This window comes from Streptomyces sp. NBC_00005 (genome assembly GCF_045160215.1).
Taxonomy (GTDB): domain Bacteria; phylum Actinomycetota; class Actinomycetes; order Streptomycetales; family Streptomycetaceae; genus Streptomyces.
Window position 1 is genome coordinate 5,696,116 of sequence record NZ_CP108316.1, and the last position, 18,877, is coordinate 5,714,992.

At 71.6% G+C, this 18,877-nt stretch carries 14 protein-coding genes, 2 tRNA genes and 1 other RNA gene; 10 read left to right on the forward strand and 7 right to left on the reverse strand.

Translation table 11 applies throughout. The annotated features are described in order from the left end of the window. Positions 1 to 259: 259 nt before the first annotated feature. Entirely contained in the window at positions 260 to 874 is a 615-nt protein-coding gene (locus tag OG303_RS26180) for a hypothetical protein (RefSeq protein WP_405871327.1), read from the reverse strand. A gap of 220 nt (positions 875 to 1,094) precedes the next feature. On the opposite strand from OG303_RS26180, the gene OG303_RS26185 reads away from it, so the two are divergent. The 4 genes from OG303_RS26185 to OG303_RS26200 all read left to right on the forward strand — a co-directional run bounded on the left by OG303_RS26185 (position 1,095) and on the right by OG303_RS26200 (position 5,327). Further along, positions 1,095 to 1,514, forward strand: a complete 420-nt coding sequence (locus tag OG303_RS26185) for a hypothetical protein (RefSeq protein ID WP_405871329.1) — start codon at positions 1,095 to 1,097, stop codon at positions 1,512 to 1,514. Between the two features lie 272 nt (positions 1,515 to 1,786). Then, complete coding sequence (locus OG303_RS26190) at positions 1,787 to 3,001, forward strand: hypothetical protein (RefSeq protein ID WP_405871330.1); 1,215 nt, start codon at positions 1,787 to 1,789, stop codon at positions 2,999 to 3,001. Between the two features lie 313 nt (positions 3,002 to 3,314). Beyond that, entirely contained in the window at positions 3,315 to 4,733 is a 1,419-nt protein-coding gene (locus OG303_RS26195) for a DUF2252 domain-containing protein (protein WP_405871331.1), read from the forward strand. 174 nt (positions 4,734 to 4,907) lie between these two features. Then, positions 4,908 to 5,327, forward strand: a complete 420-nt coding sequence (locus OG303_RS26200; RefSeq protein WP_405871332.1) for an SHOCT domain-containing protein — start codon at positions 4,908 to 4,910, stop codon at positions 5,325 to 5,327. A 344-nt stretch (positions 5,328 to 5,671) separates the two neighbouring features. Here the strand turns inward: OG303_RS26200 and OG303_RS26205 are convergent. Then, positions 5,672 to 5,759 (reverse strand) — tRNA-Ser (locus tag OG303_RS26205). 73 nt (positions 5,760 to 5,832) lie between these two features. On the opposite strand from OG303_RS26205, the gene ffs reads away from it, so the two are divergent. The 6 genes from ffs to OG303_RS26235 all read left to right on the forward strand — a co-directional run bounded on the left by ffs (position 5,833) and on the right by OG303_RS26235 (position 15,051). Further along, positions 5,833 to 5,929: signal recognition particle sRNA small type (ffs, locus tag OG303_RS26210), an RNA gene on the forward strand. A 336-nt stretch (positions 5,930 to 6,265) separates the two neighbouring features. After that, positions 6,266 to 8,590: a DNA polymerase III subunit gamma and tau gene (locus tag OG303_RS26215; protein WP_405871333.1), complete on the forward strand. Its 2,325-nt coding sequence runs from the start codon at positions 6,266 to 6,268 to the stop codon at positions 8,588 to 8,590. 193 nt (positions 8,591 to 8,783) lie between these two features. Further along, positions 8,784 to 10,037: a phosphoribosylamine--glycine ligase gene (purD, locus tag OG303_RS26220; RefSeq protein ID WP_405871334.1), complete on the forward strand. Its 1,254-nt coding sequence runs from the start codon at positions 8,784 to 8,786 to the stop codon at positions 10,035 to 10,037. A 366-nt stretch (positions 10,038 to 10,403) separates the two neighbouring features. Then, a complete protein-coding gene (locus OG303_RS26225; protein ID WP_405877482.1) occupies positions 10,404 to 12,368 on the forward strand; it encodes a hypothetical protein in 1,965 nt (654 codons plus the stop codon). 165 nt (positions 12,369 to 12,533) lie between these two features. Further along, the gene (locus tag OG303_RS26230; RefSeq protein WP_405871335.1) at positions 12,534 to 14,042 is read left to right on the forward strand and encodes a N,N-dimethylformamidase beta subunit family domain-containing protein; all 1,509 of its coding nucleotides are present in this window, start codon (positions 12,534 to 12,536) and stop codon (positions 14,040 to 14,042) included. A 109-nt stretch (positions 14,043 to 14,151) separates the two neighbouring features. Continuing rightward, positions 14,152 to 15,051 carry a phosphoribosylaminoimidazolesuccinocarboxamide synthase gene (locus tag OG303_RS26235; protein ID WP_405871336.1) on the forward strand — a complete coding sequence of 300 codons (900 nt, stop codon included), beginning with the start codon at positions 14,152 to 14,154 and terminating at the stop codon, positions 15,049 to 15,051. A gap of 51 nt (positions 15,052 to 15,102) precedes the next feature. Here the strand turns inward: OG303_RS26235 and OG303_RS26240 are convergent. The 5 genes from OG303_RS26240 to OG303_RS26260 form a co-directional block, all read right to left on the reverse strand. After that, a tRNA-Gly gene (locus OG303_RS26240) sits at positions 15,103 to 15,175 on the reverse strand. 23 nt (positions 15,176 to 15,198) lie between these two features. Continuing rightward, positions 15,199 to 15,813 carry a response regulator gene (locus tag OG303_RS26245; protein WP_405871337.1) on the reverse strand — a complete coding sequence of 205 codons (615 nt, stop codon included), beginning with the start codon at positions 15,811 to 15,813 and terminating at the stop codon, positions 15,199 to 15,201. Further along, the gene (locus tag OG303_RS26250; protein WP_405871338.1) at positions 15,810 to 17,039 is read right to left on the reverse strand and encodes a sensor histidine kinase; all 1,230 of its coding nucleotides are present in this window, start codon (positions 17,037 to 17,039) and stop codon (positions 15,810 to 15,812) included. Before OG303_RS26250 ends, OG303_RS26245 begins: the two co-directional genes overlap by 4 nt. 16 nt (positions 17,040 to 17,055) lie before the next feature. Further along, positions 17,056 to 17,835, reverse strand: a complete 780-nt coding sequence (locus OG303_RS26255) for an ABC transporter permease (RefSeq protein WP_405871339.1) — start codon at positions 17,833 to 17,835, stop codon at positions 17,056 to 17,058. After that, positions 17,832 to 18,770 carry an ABC transporter ATP-binding protein gene (locus OG303_RS26260; protein ID WP_405871341.1) on the reverse strand — a complete coding sequence of 313 codons (939 nt, stop codon included), beginning with the start codon at positions 18,768 to 18,770 and terminating at the stop codon, positions 17,832 to 17,834. The genes OG303_RS26255 and OG303_RS26260 overlap by 4 nt, the downstream gene beginning before the upstream one ends. Positions 18,771 to 18,877 lie beyond the last annotated feature (107 nt).

An 18,877-nucleotide genomic window follows, 5' to 3' on the forward strand; every position in this document is an offset into this window, starting at 1 on the left:
AGGAAGCCCGGTGCTGACTGGCGACGTGGCCGTCGACGGGGTGTCCCCACACTGCGGAGGGCTCGAATGGTTCGCCCGGCTTCCTCGGCAGACGCGCGCGTGCGCGCGGTGAGCGAGGCCCTGAGCCCGTACGCGTGGCAAAGGCTCACCCCTGAAATGGTCAGCCGTCGCGCGCTCGCCGCGATCGACGAACCCGGAACGGCGGACCCAGTGCCGGCGGCCCGCCATGACGAGCGGATCGGCGTACTCGTCGAGTGCCTCAGGAGCTGCCGGTGGCGCTCACTGACAGCCGACGCAGTGAGCCGCCAGATCGTGACCGCCCTGGACACCTGGCGTCACGAAAGCCAATGGCTTGAGATCGAGTTGCGCTGGTTGTCGGACGCAGACAGCTGAGACACGGTTTGGGGACGCCCGGGCCGTGACGTACGAGTGCCGGGACGCGGGGATGGGAGATGGCGGTCTTTCCGAGGGCGGCGTCGGTGGGGGCGAGGATGGCGCCGACGAGTGCGAGTTCCCACACCGTCAGCCCCGGCGGCAGAGGCCAGGCAAGCAGCCAGCCCGCCCCGATGCTCAGCGGCAGTCCGATGCCCAGCAGGCGGCCGGGCAGAAAGCCGCCGGTCCGCAGGTCCCGTCTGCGGATCGTCATGGCATCCGTGAACAGGACGAGCGTCAGCGTGGCTTCGAGGAGCGCGATGATCGGTGCGGTGTCGCGCTCCAGGTCGACAATGTCCAGCACGGCCGGCCCGATGAGGATCCCGGCGCCGACGAACACGATCGCCGACGACAGGGGCGTCGAGGACAGCCAACGCGAGCACAGTGCGTACGCGGCGGTGACGCCCGCCATCGCCGCGCCGGCCCAGGCGCCACTGCTCATGCTCGGGCCTTTCGGATCCAACTGCCGGGCACTCTCGGCGGATTGTCGACTTCTGCGGCGCTGAGGCAGAACCACTGCAGGGCTCAAGCCCGCATTCCATCGGACCACGGACCGGCCAGTCCCGCCTCACTCGCCCGAATGGCCCCGCCCCTTCGAACGGCGCAGGGTGGAGAAGAGGAGCTACGAGCGTGTGGCCCCGAGAGGAATCGAGGGATGCGCCATGGCAACAACCGCTACTCCCCACCGATCGGAAACGTCCAAGGGGGCCGCCGGCGGACTGGTGACGTTCGCCGCCGTGATGCTCTTCATCGCCGGTGTTCTCGCCCTCTTCCGGGGCATCATGGGCATCGCGGAGGACGACGTCTTCGTCACCACCCCGAACTACGTCTTCAAGTTCGACCTGACCAGTTGGGGCTGGATCCACCTGGCCCTCGGAGTGGTGGCCGTCCTGGTGAGCATCGGCCTCTTCTCGGCCGCCGTGTGGGCGAGGGTCGCCGGGGTGGGGATCGCCGGGCTGCTGCTGGTCGTCAGTTTCCTGTCCATCCCGTACTACCCGGTGTGGTCGATCACCCTCATCGCGCTGTACGCGTTCATCATCTGGGCGCTGTGCGTGGTCAAGCGCGACGCGTTCACCGGCTGAGCGGGCAGCCCTCCGCTCCCAGGCCCTGGCGCCACGGCCCCCCCGGGAGGTGAGCGCACTCGTCCATACGGTCCATCCGGGCGTGCTGACGCGGTGCCAAGCGGTGGGAATGAAGACAAGAACCACCCTGGAGCCCTGGAGCGCCCATGACCGGTCCGCACGAGCCGTCCGAGCCCCATGACGGCCCGAAGGGAGAGGCGACTGACGCGGCGGGTGGTGGACACCAGCGTGGCTCCGCGGGTGGACGCATCGCACGGAAAACGGTCTCTGCGGTGCTCATCGTGCTCACCTGCATCCTCGTGCCGGTCGCCCTGCTCACGGTCTGGGTGAGCGACATCGTGCTGGACACCGACCGGTACGTGGCAACGGTCTCACCGCTGGCCTCGGATCCGGCGATCGAGGACGCGGCGGTCAAGCGCATCACCCATGCCGCCGACGTACGAGTGAATGGCAACCAGGTCACCTCGGACATCGCGGCCTGGCTGCAGGCGCAGGGCCTGCCGCCGAAGGCCGCGCAGGCCCTGAAGGGGCTGGGCCCGCAGTTCGACTCCGCGGTCAACGACACCGTCGAGAAGGTGGCCACCCGCTTCGTGCAGAGCGACCGATTCGAGAAGATCTGGACGAACGCCAATCGGAGGGCCCACACCGCGGTCGTGCACGCGCTCACCGGGGAAGGCAGTGGCGCCGTGGGCGTGAACGGCGGGACGGTCACTCTCGACGTCGGTGAAGCCGTCGACCAGGTCAAACAGTCACTCGTGGACGCCGGCGTATCCCCCGCCGCCAAGATCCCCGAGGTCGACAAGCAGATGGTGCTCTTCCAGTCCGACCAACTGGAGAAGATCCGCAAGGGCGCCCATCTGCTGGACGTGATCGGGAACTGGTTTCCCGTGATCGTCGTGGTGATCGGCGCCGCCGGCGTGCTGTTGGCCCACCGGCGCCGCCGGGCCCTGGCCCGTACGGCTCTCGGCGCGGCCTTCGCCTGCCTGATCGTGGCCGTCGTCCTGGTCATCGCCCGCCGCTACTACCTGGACCACCTCCCGCCCCAGGTCCAGTCGGAGAGCGCCGCGGCAGCCGTCTTCGACACCCTGCTGCACTTCCTGCGCGTCAGCCTGCGCACGGCCATCGTGCTCGGCGTGGTGATCGCACTGGGCGCCTACCTGATCGGCCCCGGCAGACTCCCGCGCGCCATCCGGGGCACATCCGAGCGCGCCGCGGACACCACGGCGGTGTGGGCATACGCCCACCAGGTGCGCACGGGCCGGGTGGGGACCTGGGTCCAGGCCCACCGCCGGTGGGTTGCCCTTGCCGCCCTGCTGATCGTGGCCCTGGTCTTCGCGCTCTGGAACCACCCCACGGCTCTGACCATCCTGCTGCTGGTCATCATCCTGCTGGTTGTACTCGCGCTGCTCGCACTCCTCGCCGCCTCCGGCCGCGCCACCGTCGACGCCGAGGGAACGGCACCGCCGCGATCGGACGGCGGCAAGTGAACGGCCGGCTCATGGCCTCCCCGCCCCGGCCTCGGCGGGTACGGGATACGGCCGGGTAGACCCTGGCAGCCCGTTGGCCCAAATGGCTGGGAGCGTCGCCCGAAGATACACTGAAGTGAATAGGTAAATATGCCTATTTCACCCAGCGCGGCAGGGGACGGGGCACGATCCGCTAACTGCTACGGCGGCGACCCGGTCGGCCACCGAACTCGACGTCATTCCGCTCGACGTCATGCTGGACGACCCACGACCTCGGCGGCTGCCGAAGCACCGACGCGCTGCGCGCCGACGACCAGATCGTGGAGCGTCTGCAATGACCCACAACCACCTCTCCTGCGACGAGACGCGGCACCTCACTCCCCAGGAGCGGGTCGCTCGCGGCAAGGCCGCCCGAACCATCGCACCCCGGTCGAGTCACGCCGAGTTCATACCCCCGCCGAAGCGCACGGACCCGGTGGAGATCATCGAAAAGCAGTCCGCGACGCGGGTGCCGGAACTCGTGCCGATCCGCTACGGCAGGATGAGCGAGGCGCCGTTCCGCTTTTACCGTGGGGCCGCCTCCATCATGGCGGCCGACCTCGCGGAGACGCCGCGCAGCGGGTTCAGGGTGCAGTGCTGCGGCGACGCGCACATGCTGAACTTCCGGTTGCTGGCCTCGCCGGAACGCCGCCTGATGTTCGACATCAATGATTTCGACGAGACGCTGCCCGGACCGTGGGAATGGGACGTCAAACGGTTGTCGGCCAGCTTCGTCATCGCGGGCCGGGCGAACGGCTTCAGCAGGAAGGAGCGGGCGTCGGTGGTGCGGGCAGCGGTGCAGTCCTACCGCGAGCGCATGCGGAGCTTCGCCGGGCTGGGCAATCTCGAGGTCTGGTACACCCGCTTCGACGCCGACGAGTTGCAGCAGCAGTTCGCCCCGTTGCTGAGCGCCGGGGTGCGCGATCGCTGGGAGAAGACCCGGGATCGGGCCCGTGCTCATGACACGCTGCAGGTCTTCGACAAGCTCACGCACGTCATCGACGGAAGGCGTCTGATCGCTCCCGATCCGCCGCTGCTGGTACGGCTCCAGGATCTGCTGCCGGACGCCGCACGCGGCGAGTTGGAGAAGGAGCTCAGCCGTCTGATCGAGCGCTATGGCCAGACCCTGGAGACGGACCGCCGGTTCCTGCTGGAGAGCTATCGCTTCGCCGACGTGGCCCGCAAGGTGGTCGGTGTGGGCAGTGTGGGAACCCGCTGCTGGATCATCCTGCTGCTCGGCAAGGACGACGAGGATCCCCTGTTCCTCCAGGCCAAGGAAGCCGACGAGTCGGTTCTGGCGCCTTACGTCGGCGGCAGCACATTCGCCACCCAGGGCGAGCGAGTCGTCGCCGGCCAGCGGCACATGCAGGCCACCAGTGACATCTTCCTGGGGTGGGAACGCCTCACGGGCATGGACGGCAAACAACGGGACTTCTACATACGCCAGTTGCGGGACTGGAAGGGAATCGCCGTGGCCGAGAACATGTCGCCGAAGAGGATGGCCCTGTTCGGCCGGCTGTGCGGCGCCACCCTGGCTCGCGCCCACGCCAGGTCCGGCGACAGGATCGCAATCGCCGCCTACCTGGGCGGCGGCGACGCCTTCGACCGCGCGCTGGTGACGTTCGCCGAGCTGTATGCCGACCAGAACGAGAAAGACCACCAGGCCCTGGTCGACGCCATCCAGGCCGGACGGGTCCCGGCCGAAGCGGCCTGAGAAGCCGGCCGCCGGCAGCATCGGCGACGCTTTCGGGCTTGAGCTTCCTGTCGAGAGGACCAGTTGCGAACGGCCCGGCCGGGGCCGCCCGCCGCGCTTCCGCAAGAGGACCCGCGACCCCCGCCCTCACACGCACCGCGACCTCAGCACCGACGACACCAAACAGGAGGAGCAATGAGCAGCTATGTGAACCTGGCCTACGACTACCCGGTCCTGGGGGCCTTCTGGACGGTCATGTGGATCTTCCTGTGGATCATGTGGATCTTCCTGCTCTTCCGCGTCGTCGTCGACATCTTCCGCGACGACTCCCTCAGCGGATGGGCCAAGACCGGATGGCTGGTCTTCACGATCGTCCTACCCTTCCTGGGCGTCTTCGTCTACGTCATCGCCCGCGGCAAGGACATGGGCAGGCGTGAACAGAAGCACGCCCAGGCCAAGATGGAGGAGACGGACCGGTACATCCGCGAGACCGTCGGCACCACCGGCCCTGCCAGCGAGGCGGACCAACTCGCCAAGCTCTCGGAGGTCCGGGCCCGGGGCGACATCTCCGATGAGGAGTTCCGTCAGGCCAAGGAGAAGGTCCTCCACCACTGAGGCCGTGTGGGTACGAGTGGAGCCCAGCAGCGGCACGGGCCGGTGCAGAGCGGGGTTCACGACGTCGACGTACACCGGGCGCGAGCTGTTCAGTTGCGAGCGGCTCTTCTGCTCGCGGGTGAGACGGGAGGCGTGGCGGTCGCTGAGGTCGAGGAACTGGCGCACCTCGGCGTGGACGGCGCCGGCGGCCTGGCGCTCCCACTCCGGGGCCTCTGGGCTGATCGTCGCTGTCCGCATGTACGAAACCCACCCGCGTTCCGCTCTGGCGGGCAACTGAGACCACACATGTCGAAGGGCCCCACCGCGAACGGTGGGGCCCTTCGACAACGTGCCCGGTGAGGCACTGGCGGAGGATACGAGATTCGAACTCGTGAGGGGTTGCCCCCAACACGCTTTCCAAGCGTGCGCCCTAGGCCACTAGGCGAATCCTCCGCCGGGAACATTACATGACCTGGGGGGGTGGTTGCGAACTCGTTCGGGCCCCCTGCGATCAGGTACGCTTGGGCTCAGCCCCTCACGCGGCGCTATCTGACTGAACTCCCCCAGGGCCGGAAGGCAGCAAGGGTAGGTTGGCTCTGGCGGGTGCGTGGGGGGTCTTGTCTTGCCCGGGTGCTGCCGGTGCAGACGCGGGGGACAGATCGCGACGGTGCGCGCGGAGGAAGATCCGTTGAAGTCTCGTCGGTGGCGTCAGTCCGAAGGTGACCAAGGCCGCGAGTGGGATCAGGGCCAGGCCGCCGATCCAGTTCCAGTTCGTGCTGAGGGCGCCCGCGCGGATCGGGTCTCACCGGCGCAGGGCCTGGGCGGCCGCGCCGCCCGGCAGCATCACCGGGAGCGCGAGGCCCCTCGGCAGCAGCTCGAAGTGGCTGTAAGAGATACAGAGGCGCCGGTAAAAAACCGCGCGGTCCGCGTTGTCAGTGGGCGCCTATAACCTCGTAGGCGTGTCGTCTCTCGCGCTGTACCGCCGCTATCGCCCGGAGTCGTTCGCCGAGGTCATCGGGCAGGAGCATGTAACCGACCCGCTGCAGCAGGCGCTGCGGAACAACCGGGTCAATCACGCGTACCTGTTCAGCGGGCCGCGCGGGTGCGGCAAGACGACCAGCGCGCGCATCCTGGCCCGGTGCCTGAACTGCGAGCAGGGGCCCACGCCGACGCCCTGCGGCGAGTGCCAGTCCTGCCAGGACCTGGCGCGCAACGGCCCGGGTTCCATCGACGTCATCGAGATCGACGCCGCTTCGCACGGTGGCGTGGACGACGCGCGTGAGCTGCGAGAGAAGGCCTTCTTCGGGCCCGCCGCCAGCCGGTACAAGATCTACATCATCGACGAGGCCCACATGGTCACGTCGGCCGGCTTCAACGCGCTGCTGAAGGTCGTCGAGGAGCCGCCGGAGCACCTCAAGTTCATCTTCGCGACCACCGAGCCCGAGAAGGTCATCGGGACGATCCGGTCGCGTACGCATCACTATCCGTTCCGGCTGGTGCCTCCGGGGACGCTGCGCGAATACCTCGCCGAGGTGTGCGGGCGGGAGAACATGGCGGTCGAGGAGGGCGTGCTTCCACTGGTCGTGCGCTCGGGCGCGGGCTCCGTGCGTGACTCCATGTCCGTCATGGACCAGCTGCTCGCCGGAGCGCGGGAAGACGGTGTGACGTATGCCATGGCCACGTCGCTCCTCGGGTACACCGACGGTCCGCTCCTGGACTCCGTCGTCGAGGCCTTCGCCACCGGTGACGGGGCCGCCGCCTTCGAGGTCGTCGACCGCATCATCGAGGGTGGCAACGACCCGCGCCGCTTCGTCGCCGACCTGCTGGAGCGGCTGCGCGACCTGGTGATCCTCGCCGCCGTGCCGGACGCCGCGGAGAAGGGGCTCATCGACGCCCCGGCCGACGTCGTCGAGCGCATGCAGGCCCAGGCGGGCACCTTCGGCGCCGCCGAGCTCAGCCGCGCCGCCGACCTCGTCAACGAGGGCCTGACCGAGATGCGTGGCGCCAACTCGCCCCGCCTCCAGCTCGAGTTGATCTGCGCCCGCGTCCTGCTGCCCGCGGCCTACGGCGACGAGCGCGCCATGATGGCCCGTCTCGACCGCCTGGAGCGGGGCGTGAACTTCTCCGCGGGCGGCGCCATGCCCGCGATGGGGTACGTGCCCGGGCCCGAGGCGCATGCGGGAGCCGCCCCTGGTCCCGGCCCTGGTCCCGGCCCTGGTCCCGGTCCGGCCGCCGAGCCGGTTCCGCCGGGGGGCGGACCCGCCGCGGCCAGGGCTGCGGTACGGACATCAGGGGCGCCGTCCGGACCGATGGCACCCGCACCCGCGGGAGCGGGCACCGCCACGCCAACCGCCGAAGGGCCCGCACCCGCAGCACCCACACCGCCCCCGACCCCCGCGCCCGCCGAGCCCGCCGCTCCGGTCGCGTCCCCGCCCACACCCCCGTCCGCCCCCACCCCAGCGGCTCCCGCCCCCGGCGCCTGGCCCACCGCGGCCCCGGCCGGCGGCGGCCGACGCCCCGGCGGCTGGCCCACGGCGACCCCCGCGGGCACCGGCCAGCCCCCCGCCGCGCCCAGCGCACCGGCACCGGCATCGACACCAACACCGGCCCCCACGCCCACCCCCCAGGCGCCACCGCCCGCACCCGCCGCGTCGTACGCTCCGCCGAGCGGCGGCCTCGACCCCCGCGTGCTCTGGCCGAACATCCTGGAGGCGGTCAAGAACCGCCGCCGCTTCACCTGGATCCTGCTCAGCCAGAACGCGCAGGTGTCCGGCTTCGACGGAACAACCCTCCAGCTGGGCTTCGTCAACGCGGGCGCCCGCGACAACTTCACGAGCAGCGGCAGCGAGGACGTGCTGCGGCAGGCGCTGGCCGAGCAGTTCAGCGTGCAGTGGAAGATCGAGGCGATCGTCGACCCGTCTGGCGGCTCCGCCCCGCCACCCCCCGTCGCCCCCTCCAGTGGCGGCTACGGCGGAGGCGGCACCCCGGGCGGCTACGGCAGCGGCGGCGGTGCCGGCGGCTACGGAGGCGGTACGGCGACGCAGCGCCCCGCATCCCCGCCGCCCCCTTCCTCACCCGCACCCACGTCACCGTCCCCGTCAGCACCGGCGCCCTCCACCACCGCGCCCCGGCCGACGGCCCCGGAACCCCCGCCCCCGGTCTCCCCCGAGGACGACATCCCCGAGGACGACGACCCCGACCTCAACGAGTCGGCCCTCTCCGGCCACGAACTGATCGTGCGCGAGCTGGGGGCGACGGTGATGGAGGAGTTCTCGAACGAGTAAGGGGTGTTGCAGCCCGTCCGGCGTTTGAGGACGAGGCCGTTCAGGCCGATACGGCGGTCCGGGGGCGGAGCCCCCAGGGGGCGCCCGCGACACCACCGGGGGCCGGGTTCGGAGGAACGTACAGCCCACCGACCCCCCTGCCCTCGGCAGCCCGCACAAAGCACCACTCCCGAAGCCGGTTAGGCTGACCCCCGTGAAGGTCCTCGTCATCGGTAGCGGCGCCCGCGAACACGCCCTGTGCCGTTCCCTGTCCCTCGACCCCGACGTCACCGCGCTGCACTGCGCCCCCGGCAACGCCGGCATCGCCGAGGTCGCCGAGCTGCACCAGGTCGACGCGCTGGACGGCAAGGCCGTGTCCGCGCTCGCCACGGAGCTCGGCGCCGGCCTCGTGGTCGTAGGCCCGGAGGCACCCCTCGTCGCCGGGGTCGCCGACGCCGTGCGCGAGGCGGGCATCCCGGTCTTCGGCCCCTCCAAGGAGGCCGCGCAGCTCGAGGGCTCCAAGGCCTTCGCGAAGGACGTCATGGCGGGAGCGGGGGTCCCCACCGCACGCTCGTACGTCTGCACCATGCCGGACGAGGTCGACGAGGCACTCGACGCCTTCGGTGCCCCCTACGTCGTCAAGGACGACGGCCTCGCCGCCGGCAAGGGCGTCGTCGTCACAGACGACATCGAGGCGGCGAAGGCGCACGCCAACTCCTGCGAGCGCGTGGTCATCGAGGAGTTCCTCGACGGCCCCGAGGTCTCGCTCTTCGCCATCACGGACGGCGAGAGTGTCGTCCCGCTCCAGCCCGCCCAGGACTTCAAGCGCGCACTCGACGGCGACGAGGGCCCGAACACCGGCGGCATGGGCGCGTACTCCCCGCTCCCGTGGGCCGACCCGAAGCTGGTGGAGGAGGTCCTGCAGACCGTCCTCCAGCCCACCGTCGACGAGATGCGCCGCCGCGGCACCCCCTTCTCCGGCCTGCTCTACGCCGGTCTCGCGATCACGTCGCGCGGCGTACGGGTCATCGAGTTCAACGCCCGCTTCGGTGACCCCGAGACCCAGGTGGTCCTCGCCCGCCTGAAGACCCCGCTGGCCGGCGTCCTGCTCGGCGCCGCGAACGGCACGCTGGCCCACCTGGAGCCCCTGCGCTGGAGCGACGACGCCGCGGTCACCGTGGTCCTCGCCTCGCACAACTACCCCGGCACCCCGCGCACCGGCGACCCGATCACCGGCCTCGACGAGGTGGCCGCCCAGGACGCCCCGCACGCCTACGTCCTGCACGCCGGCACCAAGCACGCAGGCGACGCGGTCGTCAGCGCCGGCGGCCGTGTCCTGTCCGTCACGGCGACCGGCAAGGACCTCACCACTGCCCGCGACCGCGCGTATCAGGCCGTCTCCCGCATCCGCCTCGACGGCTCCCAGCACCGCACGGACATCGCGGCGAAGGCGGCCCAGGACGCCTGACCGACCGCGCCTCCCCCGCGTCACAGGCGGCCGCCGAAGTGCCCGTACGTACGGGCGTCCGAGCACCCTCATCCGCAGACGCCGATGAACCCCGCAGGCCCCGGATCCGTCTCAGGATCCGGGGCCTGATCTTTGCTTTCCGTCATCCACCTCTCCCCAAAGCCATTCCATCGAGTGACCGATGCCCTATCCGGCTGACGGGGGCCGGGGCCCCAACTAGGGTGCGGCGCAAGCGGTCCGGCACTTGGCCCACCGGCATTGCGATGTCGGTGGTGGGTGCCACAGTGGGGGAGTGAGCAACACCAGGACAGCCGGGCAGCCAGACAGCTGGGGAGGGGGTGAGGTCCGGTCGTGACCGGTACCGGTATGGGTGTGGAAGTGGGCGCGCAGGCAGCGCGCTCGAGGGCCCTCGCCGTGCTGCGCATCCGCAGCAGGGCGCTGGCCGTGGCCCTGCTGCCCGCGGCCGTCGCCGTGGTGCTGCTGGCCGGCGGTTCCACGGACCATCTCGTGGGGTCGTTCTGGCATGCGGCCCGTTGGGCCGTGACCCCCGTCGCCGTGCTCGTGCTGCTCGCCGCCGGCGTCATAGCCCTGGTCGTGGCCCGTGCCCGGCCCGCCGTGACCCCGACGATCGCGATCGCCGAGGCGTCGGCCCCGGACCTGTACCGGATGGTGCGCGACCTCGCCGACCGGCTCGACGTCCCGGCCCCCTCCGCGATAGCGCTCACCCCGGACTGCGACAGCTGGCTGGAGGACCGCACCCACCCGGCCCACGGCCCGCCCCCGTCGGAGCACCGCCGCGACGAGATAACGGGCGCCCGCGCCCCGCACCGCCGCACCGCCGCCGCCCCGGTCCTCGTCATCGGCTCCCCCTTCCTGTGGTGGATGCGGGTCGGCGAACTGCGCGCGGTCCTCGCCCCGGTCATCGCCGGTACGGGCCCCTCCGCGCACCCGGACATAGCCGCGGCCCGCCGCTTCGTACGGGGCCTTGACGCCGCGGTGGCCGTCGCCTCCACGCCCGGCCGCTGTCCCCTGACCCGTGTGGTGTGCGCGGGGGTCGGCCGGGTGGCCCGGCTGCTGCTCAACAGCTGCCGGGAGCACGCGACCCAGATGGAGCGAGGGGTTGCGGCCGCGGCCTCCGAGCGTGCACAGGCTGTGGATTACGGCCTCCGGATCGTCGCCCAGGAACAGGTGGGCCTGGCCTACGCCGGCTGGGACCGCCTGCTGACCCGCGTCGCGCTGCCCGCCTGGCGGATGGGCCGCTGGCCCTCCCGGCTGGACGCGGGCGTCGTGGCCGCGCTCACGGAACTGTCCCGCCGCGACCGCCTGGCCGAGGGCTTCGCCTCCCGCCTGGGCGAGCGCCCCGCCTGCGACCTGCTCGAAGAGCCCGGGACGGTGGACGAGGCGGCCTCGCTCCTCGCCGCCCGCCTCTTTCACGGCGGCCCGGCCGAGACCGGCCCCGACTGGGCCCCGGTGAACTGGGAGGAGTACCCGGACGAGGTCGTGGACCGCAAATGGCGCACCGACGCGGCCCGCCTCCACCGGGTCCTGGACACCCTGGGCGTGAGCCGCACCCCGGACCCCGCGCCCCCCACCCCCGAGGGCCCGACCCTCTCCCGGATCCTCGACCACCTGTCGACTCCGCCGCCAGCCACGGGCCCCGAGCCCGCAGCTCCTGACGCACCCGGTCTCGCCGCGTCCGGCGCACCTCGGCCCGCGTCCTCCGCGACACCTGCGCCCTCAGCCGCTGACCTGCCCGAGCCGGTGCCCGCCGCCGAGGCGGACGAGCCGGCCGCCGCCACGCTGGACGAGCCCGCGGCCGCCGACGGCGAGGAAGCCCCGCAGGGGCCACCCGCAGCCGACGACGAAGGCAGCACCGGTGGTGCGGGTGGGAACACGGAGGCCGAAGGCGAAGCCGAGGCCGAAACGGACCCCGAGCCGGAGAACGAACGCTCAGCCGCCCTCGCCGCAGGCCTCACCGCCGAGCTCGCCCGCGAGGAAGCCACCGCCACCCCCGCGGAGCCGACCGCCCCCGACACCGCCCTCTGGGACGACGGCACATTCCCCCTCTTCCCGCTCCAACCTCCCCGCACGGCCCGTGAGTTGCTCGCCGACCACGTCACCGCGATGGTCTGCTGCGCCGCCATGGACACCGCAGGCGCAACCCCAGGCCTTGACTGGCTCGACGGCCCGTCCCTCCTCATCAACGGCGAACGGGCCACGGATCTGACCCCCCGGGTCCTCAGCCTCGTAGAAGACGGAGATCCGGCACCCCTGCGGTCCTGGCTGCTCGAGTCCGGCATACGCCCCGAGAAGCCCGTCCGGCTGGTGTGACGGTAGCGGAACGCCACATTCCACTTTCGGCCAATTCGCAACGAATAGTGACCGCATGCGTGCGCAATGTGATGTGCTGGGACCGATCGGGCACAGGGCAAGGGCTTACGGCACACGCCGGGCACACAACACGCGACCACGGGGGATCGAGGGAGGGGAGCCACCATGGGGTCGGAGCAGATCCGCCGCTGGGAATCCGGAGCGCTGGCGCACGCCGTGACCGACCCCTTCGGTCAGGGCCCCGTCCCCTGGCTCCGCGGGAGCGAGACGTACTTCGACGACACCGGCCAGGTGGTCCCCTGGTACGTGGACGCCCCCCAGCAGCCGTCCGCGGGCGGCACCCCGAACACCCCCACCCCCCGCGTCCCGGCCCCGCGCGCCGGCGGAGGCCCCCGCTCCGCGGACGACGTTCGTCGCCAGATCAAGGGCTTCATCTCCACCGGCGCCGTGGCCCCCGGCGAGGCCGTCGACTTCCACATCACGGTCGACCCGCCCCAGGAATTCAGCGTCGACGTCTACCGCATCGGCCACTACGGCGGTGACGGCGCCTCCAAGATCACCACCAGCCCCCGCCTCTCCGGCATCGTCCAGCCCTCACCGCTGGCCGCCGACCGCACGGTCTCCTGCCACCACTGGTGGCTGTCCTGGCGGCTGCAGATCCCGTCGTACTGGAGCATCGGGGCGTATGTAGCCGTCCTCACCACAGCCGACGGCTACCGCTCCCACATCCCCTTCACGGTCCGCGACAACCACCCCGCGGACCTGCTCCTGCTCCTGCCCGACGTCACCTGGCAGGCCTACAACCTCTACCCGGAGGACGGCCGCACGGGCGCGAGCCTCTACCACGCCTGGGACGAACAGGGCCGGCTGCTGGGCGAGTCCGACGCGGCGACCACGGTCTCCTTCGACCGCCCGTACGCCGGCGCGGGCCTCCCCCTCCACGTCGGCCACGCCTACGACTTCATCCGCTGGGCCGAGCGCTACGGCTACGACCTCGCCTACGCCGACGCCCGCGACCTGCACGCCGGCCACGTGGACCCCACCCGCTACCGCGGCCTGGTCTTCCCGGGACACGACGAGTACTGGTCGGCCAACATGCGCCGCACCGTCGAGCTCGCCCGCGAACACGGCACGTCCCTCGTCTTCCTCTCCGCCAACACCATGTACTGGCAGGTGGAGTTGGGTCCGTCCCCGTCCGGCGTCCCGGACCGCCTGCTCACCTGCCGCAAACGCAGGGGCCCCGGCAAACCCGTGCTGTGGCGCGAAGTCGACCGCCCTGAACAGCAGTTGGTCGGCATCCAGTACGCGGGCCGGGTCCCCGACCCCCACCCGCTGATCGTCCGCAACGCCGGCCACTGGCTGTGGGAGGCGACGGGCGCCCACGAGGGCGACGAGATCGACGGCCTGGTCGCGGGCGAGGCGGACCGCTACTTCCCGCGCACCCCGCTGCCCGAGCACGAGGACCGCATCCTGCTCGCCCACTCCCCGTACGCCGACGCCGAGGGCGCCCTCCGCCACCAGGAGACGTCCCTGTACCGCGCCCCGTCCGGGGCCCTGGTCTTCGCGTCCGGGACGTTCGCCTGGTCCCCGTGCCTGGACCGTCCGGGCCACGTCGACACACGGGTGCAGCGCGCCACGGCAAACCTGCTGGACCGCATCTGCAAACGTGACTGAGCTCTCGTGCACACACAAGATCCACGCAGCTCAAGCCCACCCCCCACCAAGGCCGATCCCCGCCATACGGGAGAATCGACCCACTTGGTCATCACCACGGGGAGGAACCGTGTCCGGATTCGTAGAAAAGCCCGAGCCGATTCAGGTTCCGGGCCTGGTGCACCTGCACACCGGCAAGGTGCGCGAGCTGTACCAGAACGAGGCCGGCGACCTCGTGATGGTCGCCAGCGACCGCATGTCCGCCTACGACTGGGTGCTGCCGACCGAGATCCCCGACAAGGGCCGCATCCTCACCCAGCTCTCCCTGTGGTGGTTCGACCAGCTCGCCGACCTGGTCCCCCACCATGTCCTGAGCACCGAACTGCCCCCCGGTGCCCCCGCCGACTGGGCGGGCCGCACCACGGTCTGCAAGTCGCTCCAGATGGTCCCGGTCGAGTGCGTCGCCCGCGGCTACCTCACTGGCTCCGGCCTGGTCGAGTACGACGAGTCCCGCACCGTCTGCGGACTCGCCCTCCCCGAGGGCCTGGTCGACGGCAGCGAACTCCCGGCCCCGATCTTCACCCCGGCCACCAAGGCCGCGGTCGGCGAGCACGACGAGAACGTCTCCTACGAGGAGGTGGCCCGCCAGGTCGGCGCGGACACCGCCGCCCAGCTCCGCCAGGCGACCCTCGCCGTCTACTCCCGGGCCCGCGACATCGCCCGCGACCGCGGGATCATCCTCGCGGACACCAAGTTCGAGTTCGGCTTCGAGGCGGAGCAGCTGGTCATCGCGGACGAGGTCCTCACCCCGGACTCCTCCCGCTTCTGGCCGGCCGACCAGTGGCAGCCCGGCCGCGCGCAGCCGTCGTACGACAAGCAGTTCGTGCGCGACTGGCTGACCTCGCCGGCCTCCGGCTGGGACCGCAGGAGCGAGCAGCCCCCGCCGCCGCTGCCCCAGGAGGTCGTGGACGCGACGCGGGGCAAGTACGTGGAGGCGTACGAGCGCCTGACGGGCACGAGCTGGAGCTGACCGTACGCACGACGAAGGCCCCGGTCGGACGACCGGGGCCTTCGAGAAGAGAGCGGACGACGAGGTTCGAACTCGCGACCTCAACCTTGGCAAGGTTGCGCTCTACCAACTGAGCTACGTCCGCAGTGCGCCGTGGCGCGACGCCAACTATACCCAACCCCGCTCGCGTGCGAGCCGCACCGCCGCGTGACGGTTCTCCGCCCCGAGCTTCGAGACGGCCGACGACAGGTAGTTCCGTACGGTCCCCTGCGACAGTGCGGCCCGCTCGGCGATCTCCGCGACGGGCGCGCCGTCGGCGGCGAGTTCCAGCACCTCGGCCTCCCGCGCGGTGAGCGGCGAGTCCCCGGAGGCGATCGCGTCGGCGGCCAACTCGGGGTCGACGTACCGGTTCCCGGCATGCACCGTGCGGATGATCTCCGCGAGCCGCTGCGCGCTGACCGTCTTCGGGACGAACCCGCGCACACCCGCCGCGAGCGCCCGCTTCAGATGCCCGGGCCGTCCGTGGCTGGTGACGATCAGTACCCGGCAGCCGGGCAGTTCGGACCGCAGGGATGTGGCGACCTTCACACCGTCGGCCCCCGGCATCTGCAGATCGAGCACGGCCACGTCCGGCTGGTGCGCCATCGCCATCGCCAGTGCCTCGGGACCGGAAGCCGCCTGGGCCACGACCACGAGGTCGTCCTCCAGCGCGAGCAGCGCGGCGAGCGCGCCCCGGATCAGGTGCTCGTCGTCGGCGAGCAGCAGGCGTACCGGAGCCGTCATGCCGTGACCTCTCCCACGCGCAGGGACACCGCGGCCGTCACCCGGAACGCGTCCTGGCCGACGGGGCCCGCCTCCAGGGTCCCGCCCACCGCCGACAGCCGCTCCCGCAGCCCGGCCAGCCCGGACCCGCCGGTACCCGGGGCGTCCGACGCGCCGTCGTTCTCCACGGTCAGCACCACACGCTCCTCGTCGACCCTCAGTGATATGTCACATTGCACAGCGTCCCCGTGGCGCAGCACATTCGTCGTCGCCTCCCGCACCACCCACCCCAACGCCGACTGCACCTCGACGTCCAGCCCGGCAGCCTCCCCGCTCACCTCGCAGCGGATCCCGGCCGCGCTCAACACCCCCTGCGCCCCGGCGAGTTCGACCCCGAGGTCGGCCTCCCGATATCCCCGTACGACCTCCCGCACCTCCCGCTGCGACTCCTGCGCGATCCGCTGCACCTCGACCATCTGCTCCACCGCCTCGGGCCGTCCGCGCCGCGCCAGCTGCACGGCGAGCTCGCTCTTCAGCGCGATGACGGCCAGGTTGCGCCCCATCACGTCGTGCATGTCCCGCCCGAACCGCAGCCGTTCCTCGGCGACGGCGAGGCGGGCGCGGGTGTCGCGGGCCTCGTCGAGTTCGTAGACGGCGTTGAGCAGCCAGACGGAGAAGGCCGCGGTGAAGGCGAGGAATCCGGCACCGAGGAGCACGCCGAGCGTGGTGAGCAGGGCGGCGGGCCCAGGGGCGCCCAGCGGGAACGACACGACCCCCGCGCCGATCGCGAAGCCGCCCACGATCGCGCACACACGCCGCCGTTCGCGCACGCCGAGCGAGATGACCCCGGCCGCCACGACCAGGACGACCCCGAAGACCCCGCCCGCCGTGGCGTCCACGCCGTCGCCGTCCGGTCCGTGCTGCGCGATCCCCATCGACGTCACGGCGATCACGGCGGTGAGGGCGCCGAGCGCCCACAGCAGCCGCACGGGCTGCGCGCGCCGCCCCCGCGTCCAGTCCAGCGCCCGGGACACCGTCACCATGCACGCCACGGCGTGCACCACCACCAGACCCAGCAGCACTCCGCCGAGCCCGGGCCCGAGCGCCCCGACGGCCGGCAGCCCGATCCCCAGGACCTCGGTCACCCCGAAGAAGTGGAACGACCAGCGCGTGTACGTCTCGACCTTCGCCGGCGTGCTCTTGCGCCGCCACCAGCCACGCGCCCGGCCGCTGTCGGTCCGGCTCATGTTCGTCCCCCGTACGTCACCGCCGCGGCTCCCACCGGAACCACCGTCGAACAGCAAACACCGCGAGCACGGTCCAGGCCAGGGTGGTCGCCACCGCACCCAGCGCCTCGTACGCACTCAGGTGGCCGCTCCAGCCGCCGCTGACGAGCCGGATCGCGGGGGAGAGCGGGAGGAGTTCGCAGACGGAGGCGAACCGGTCGGGCAGGACCTCGACGGGGATCGCGATGCCCGAGCCGACCATGGACACGAGCACCAAGGGCAACGCGGTGACCTGGGCACTCTCCACGGTCCTGGTGAAGGACGCGGTGATCGCGGCGAGCGCGGCGCACAGCACCAGGCCCAACAGGACCCCGAGCACGGTCAGATACGGCGCCCGCGGCGCGCCCGCGTCGACGAGCAGCACGCAGCCGGCCGACAGCACCAGAGCCTGGGCGAGGCCGAGGCACACGGCGGGCAGTGCGGTGCCGGCGAGGATCTCGGGGTCGCCGAGTTCGCCGGTCCGCAGCCTTTTGAGGACGAGTTCCTCGCGGCGGGCGACGAAGGCGCTCACCAGGGACGTGTACACGCAGAACAGGAAGGAGAAGCCGATCGCCGCCGTCAGCATCACCGTGCCGAGGTTCAGGCCGGTGTCCTCGAGATCCATCTGGTCGAGGGCGGGCCGCACGCTGAACGGCAGCGCGAGCGGCATGAGCAGCGCCGTGATCACCGCGCTCCGGTTGCGCCCGAGCAGGGTGAGTTCCGCCCGGGCCAGGGCACGCAGCCGCCGGCTGACCGGAGCGAGGACGAGGGCACTCATACCGCCACCTCCTGCTCCCGTGCGATCCCCAGGAACGTCTCCTCCAGCGAGGCCGACCGCACGTCGAGCCCCCGCAGCTCCACCCGCGCCCGCTCGGCCCACACCAGCAGCCCGGTGGCCGTCCGCTGCAACTCCCGCGTCCGCAGCAGTACGACGTTCCCGTCCACCTCGTGCCCGCACACCCCCAGCTCACCGAGCGGCGGCAGGTCCCCGAGGAAGTAGCCGTCGGGCAGCCGGAAGGAGATCCGCGAGGGCCGGCCGGCGGTCACCTCGGCCGGCGTCCCGGTCGCCGCGATGCGCCCGTCGTGCAGGATCGCGAGCCGGTCCGCGAGGCCCTCCGCCTCCTCCAGGTAGTGCGTGGTGAGCAGCACCGTGGTCCCCGTGTCGCGCAGCGCCCGCACCAACTCCCAGGTGTCCCGGCGCCCTTCGGCGTCGAGCCCGGTCGTGGGCTCGTCCAGGAACAGCACCTCAGGCTCGCCGAGCAGCGCGAGCGCCAGGTCCAGGCGCCGTCGCTCACCTCCGGACAACTGCTTGACCCGTACGTCGGCCTTCCCCGTCAGCCCGACGAGCGCCAGCGCCTCGTGCTCCGGCCGCGCCCCGCTCACGCAGCCCGCCCACATCCGCGCGGTCTCGGCGACGGTCAGCTCGGACGGAAAGCCGCCCTCCTGCAGCATGACTCCGGTACGGGGCCGTACGGCGGCCCGCTCCTCGTACGGATCGTGCCCGAGCACCCGCACCCGCCCCCCGGCCGGCGGCGCGAGCCCCTCCAGCAGCTCGACCGTCGACGTCTTGCCGGCGCCGTTGGTGCCGAGCAGCGCGAAGATCTCGCCGCGGCCCACGGAGAAAGTGATTCCGCGCACCGCCTCGAACCCGCCCCCGTACACACGCCGCAGGTCAGTGACCTCAATCACGTGTTCGTGTTCGTTGGTGTCCATGACTTCAGCGTCCCGGCGACCGGGACCCGGCAGCAGTGCGCGCTGTCATCACTCGACATGACAAATGTCAGAGGGGCTCATGCCGAACACCGAAGAACACCGAACAC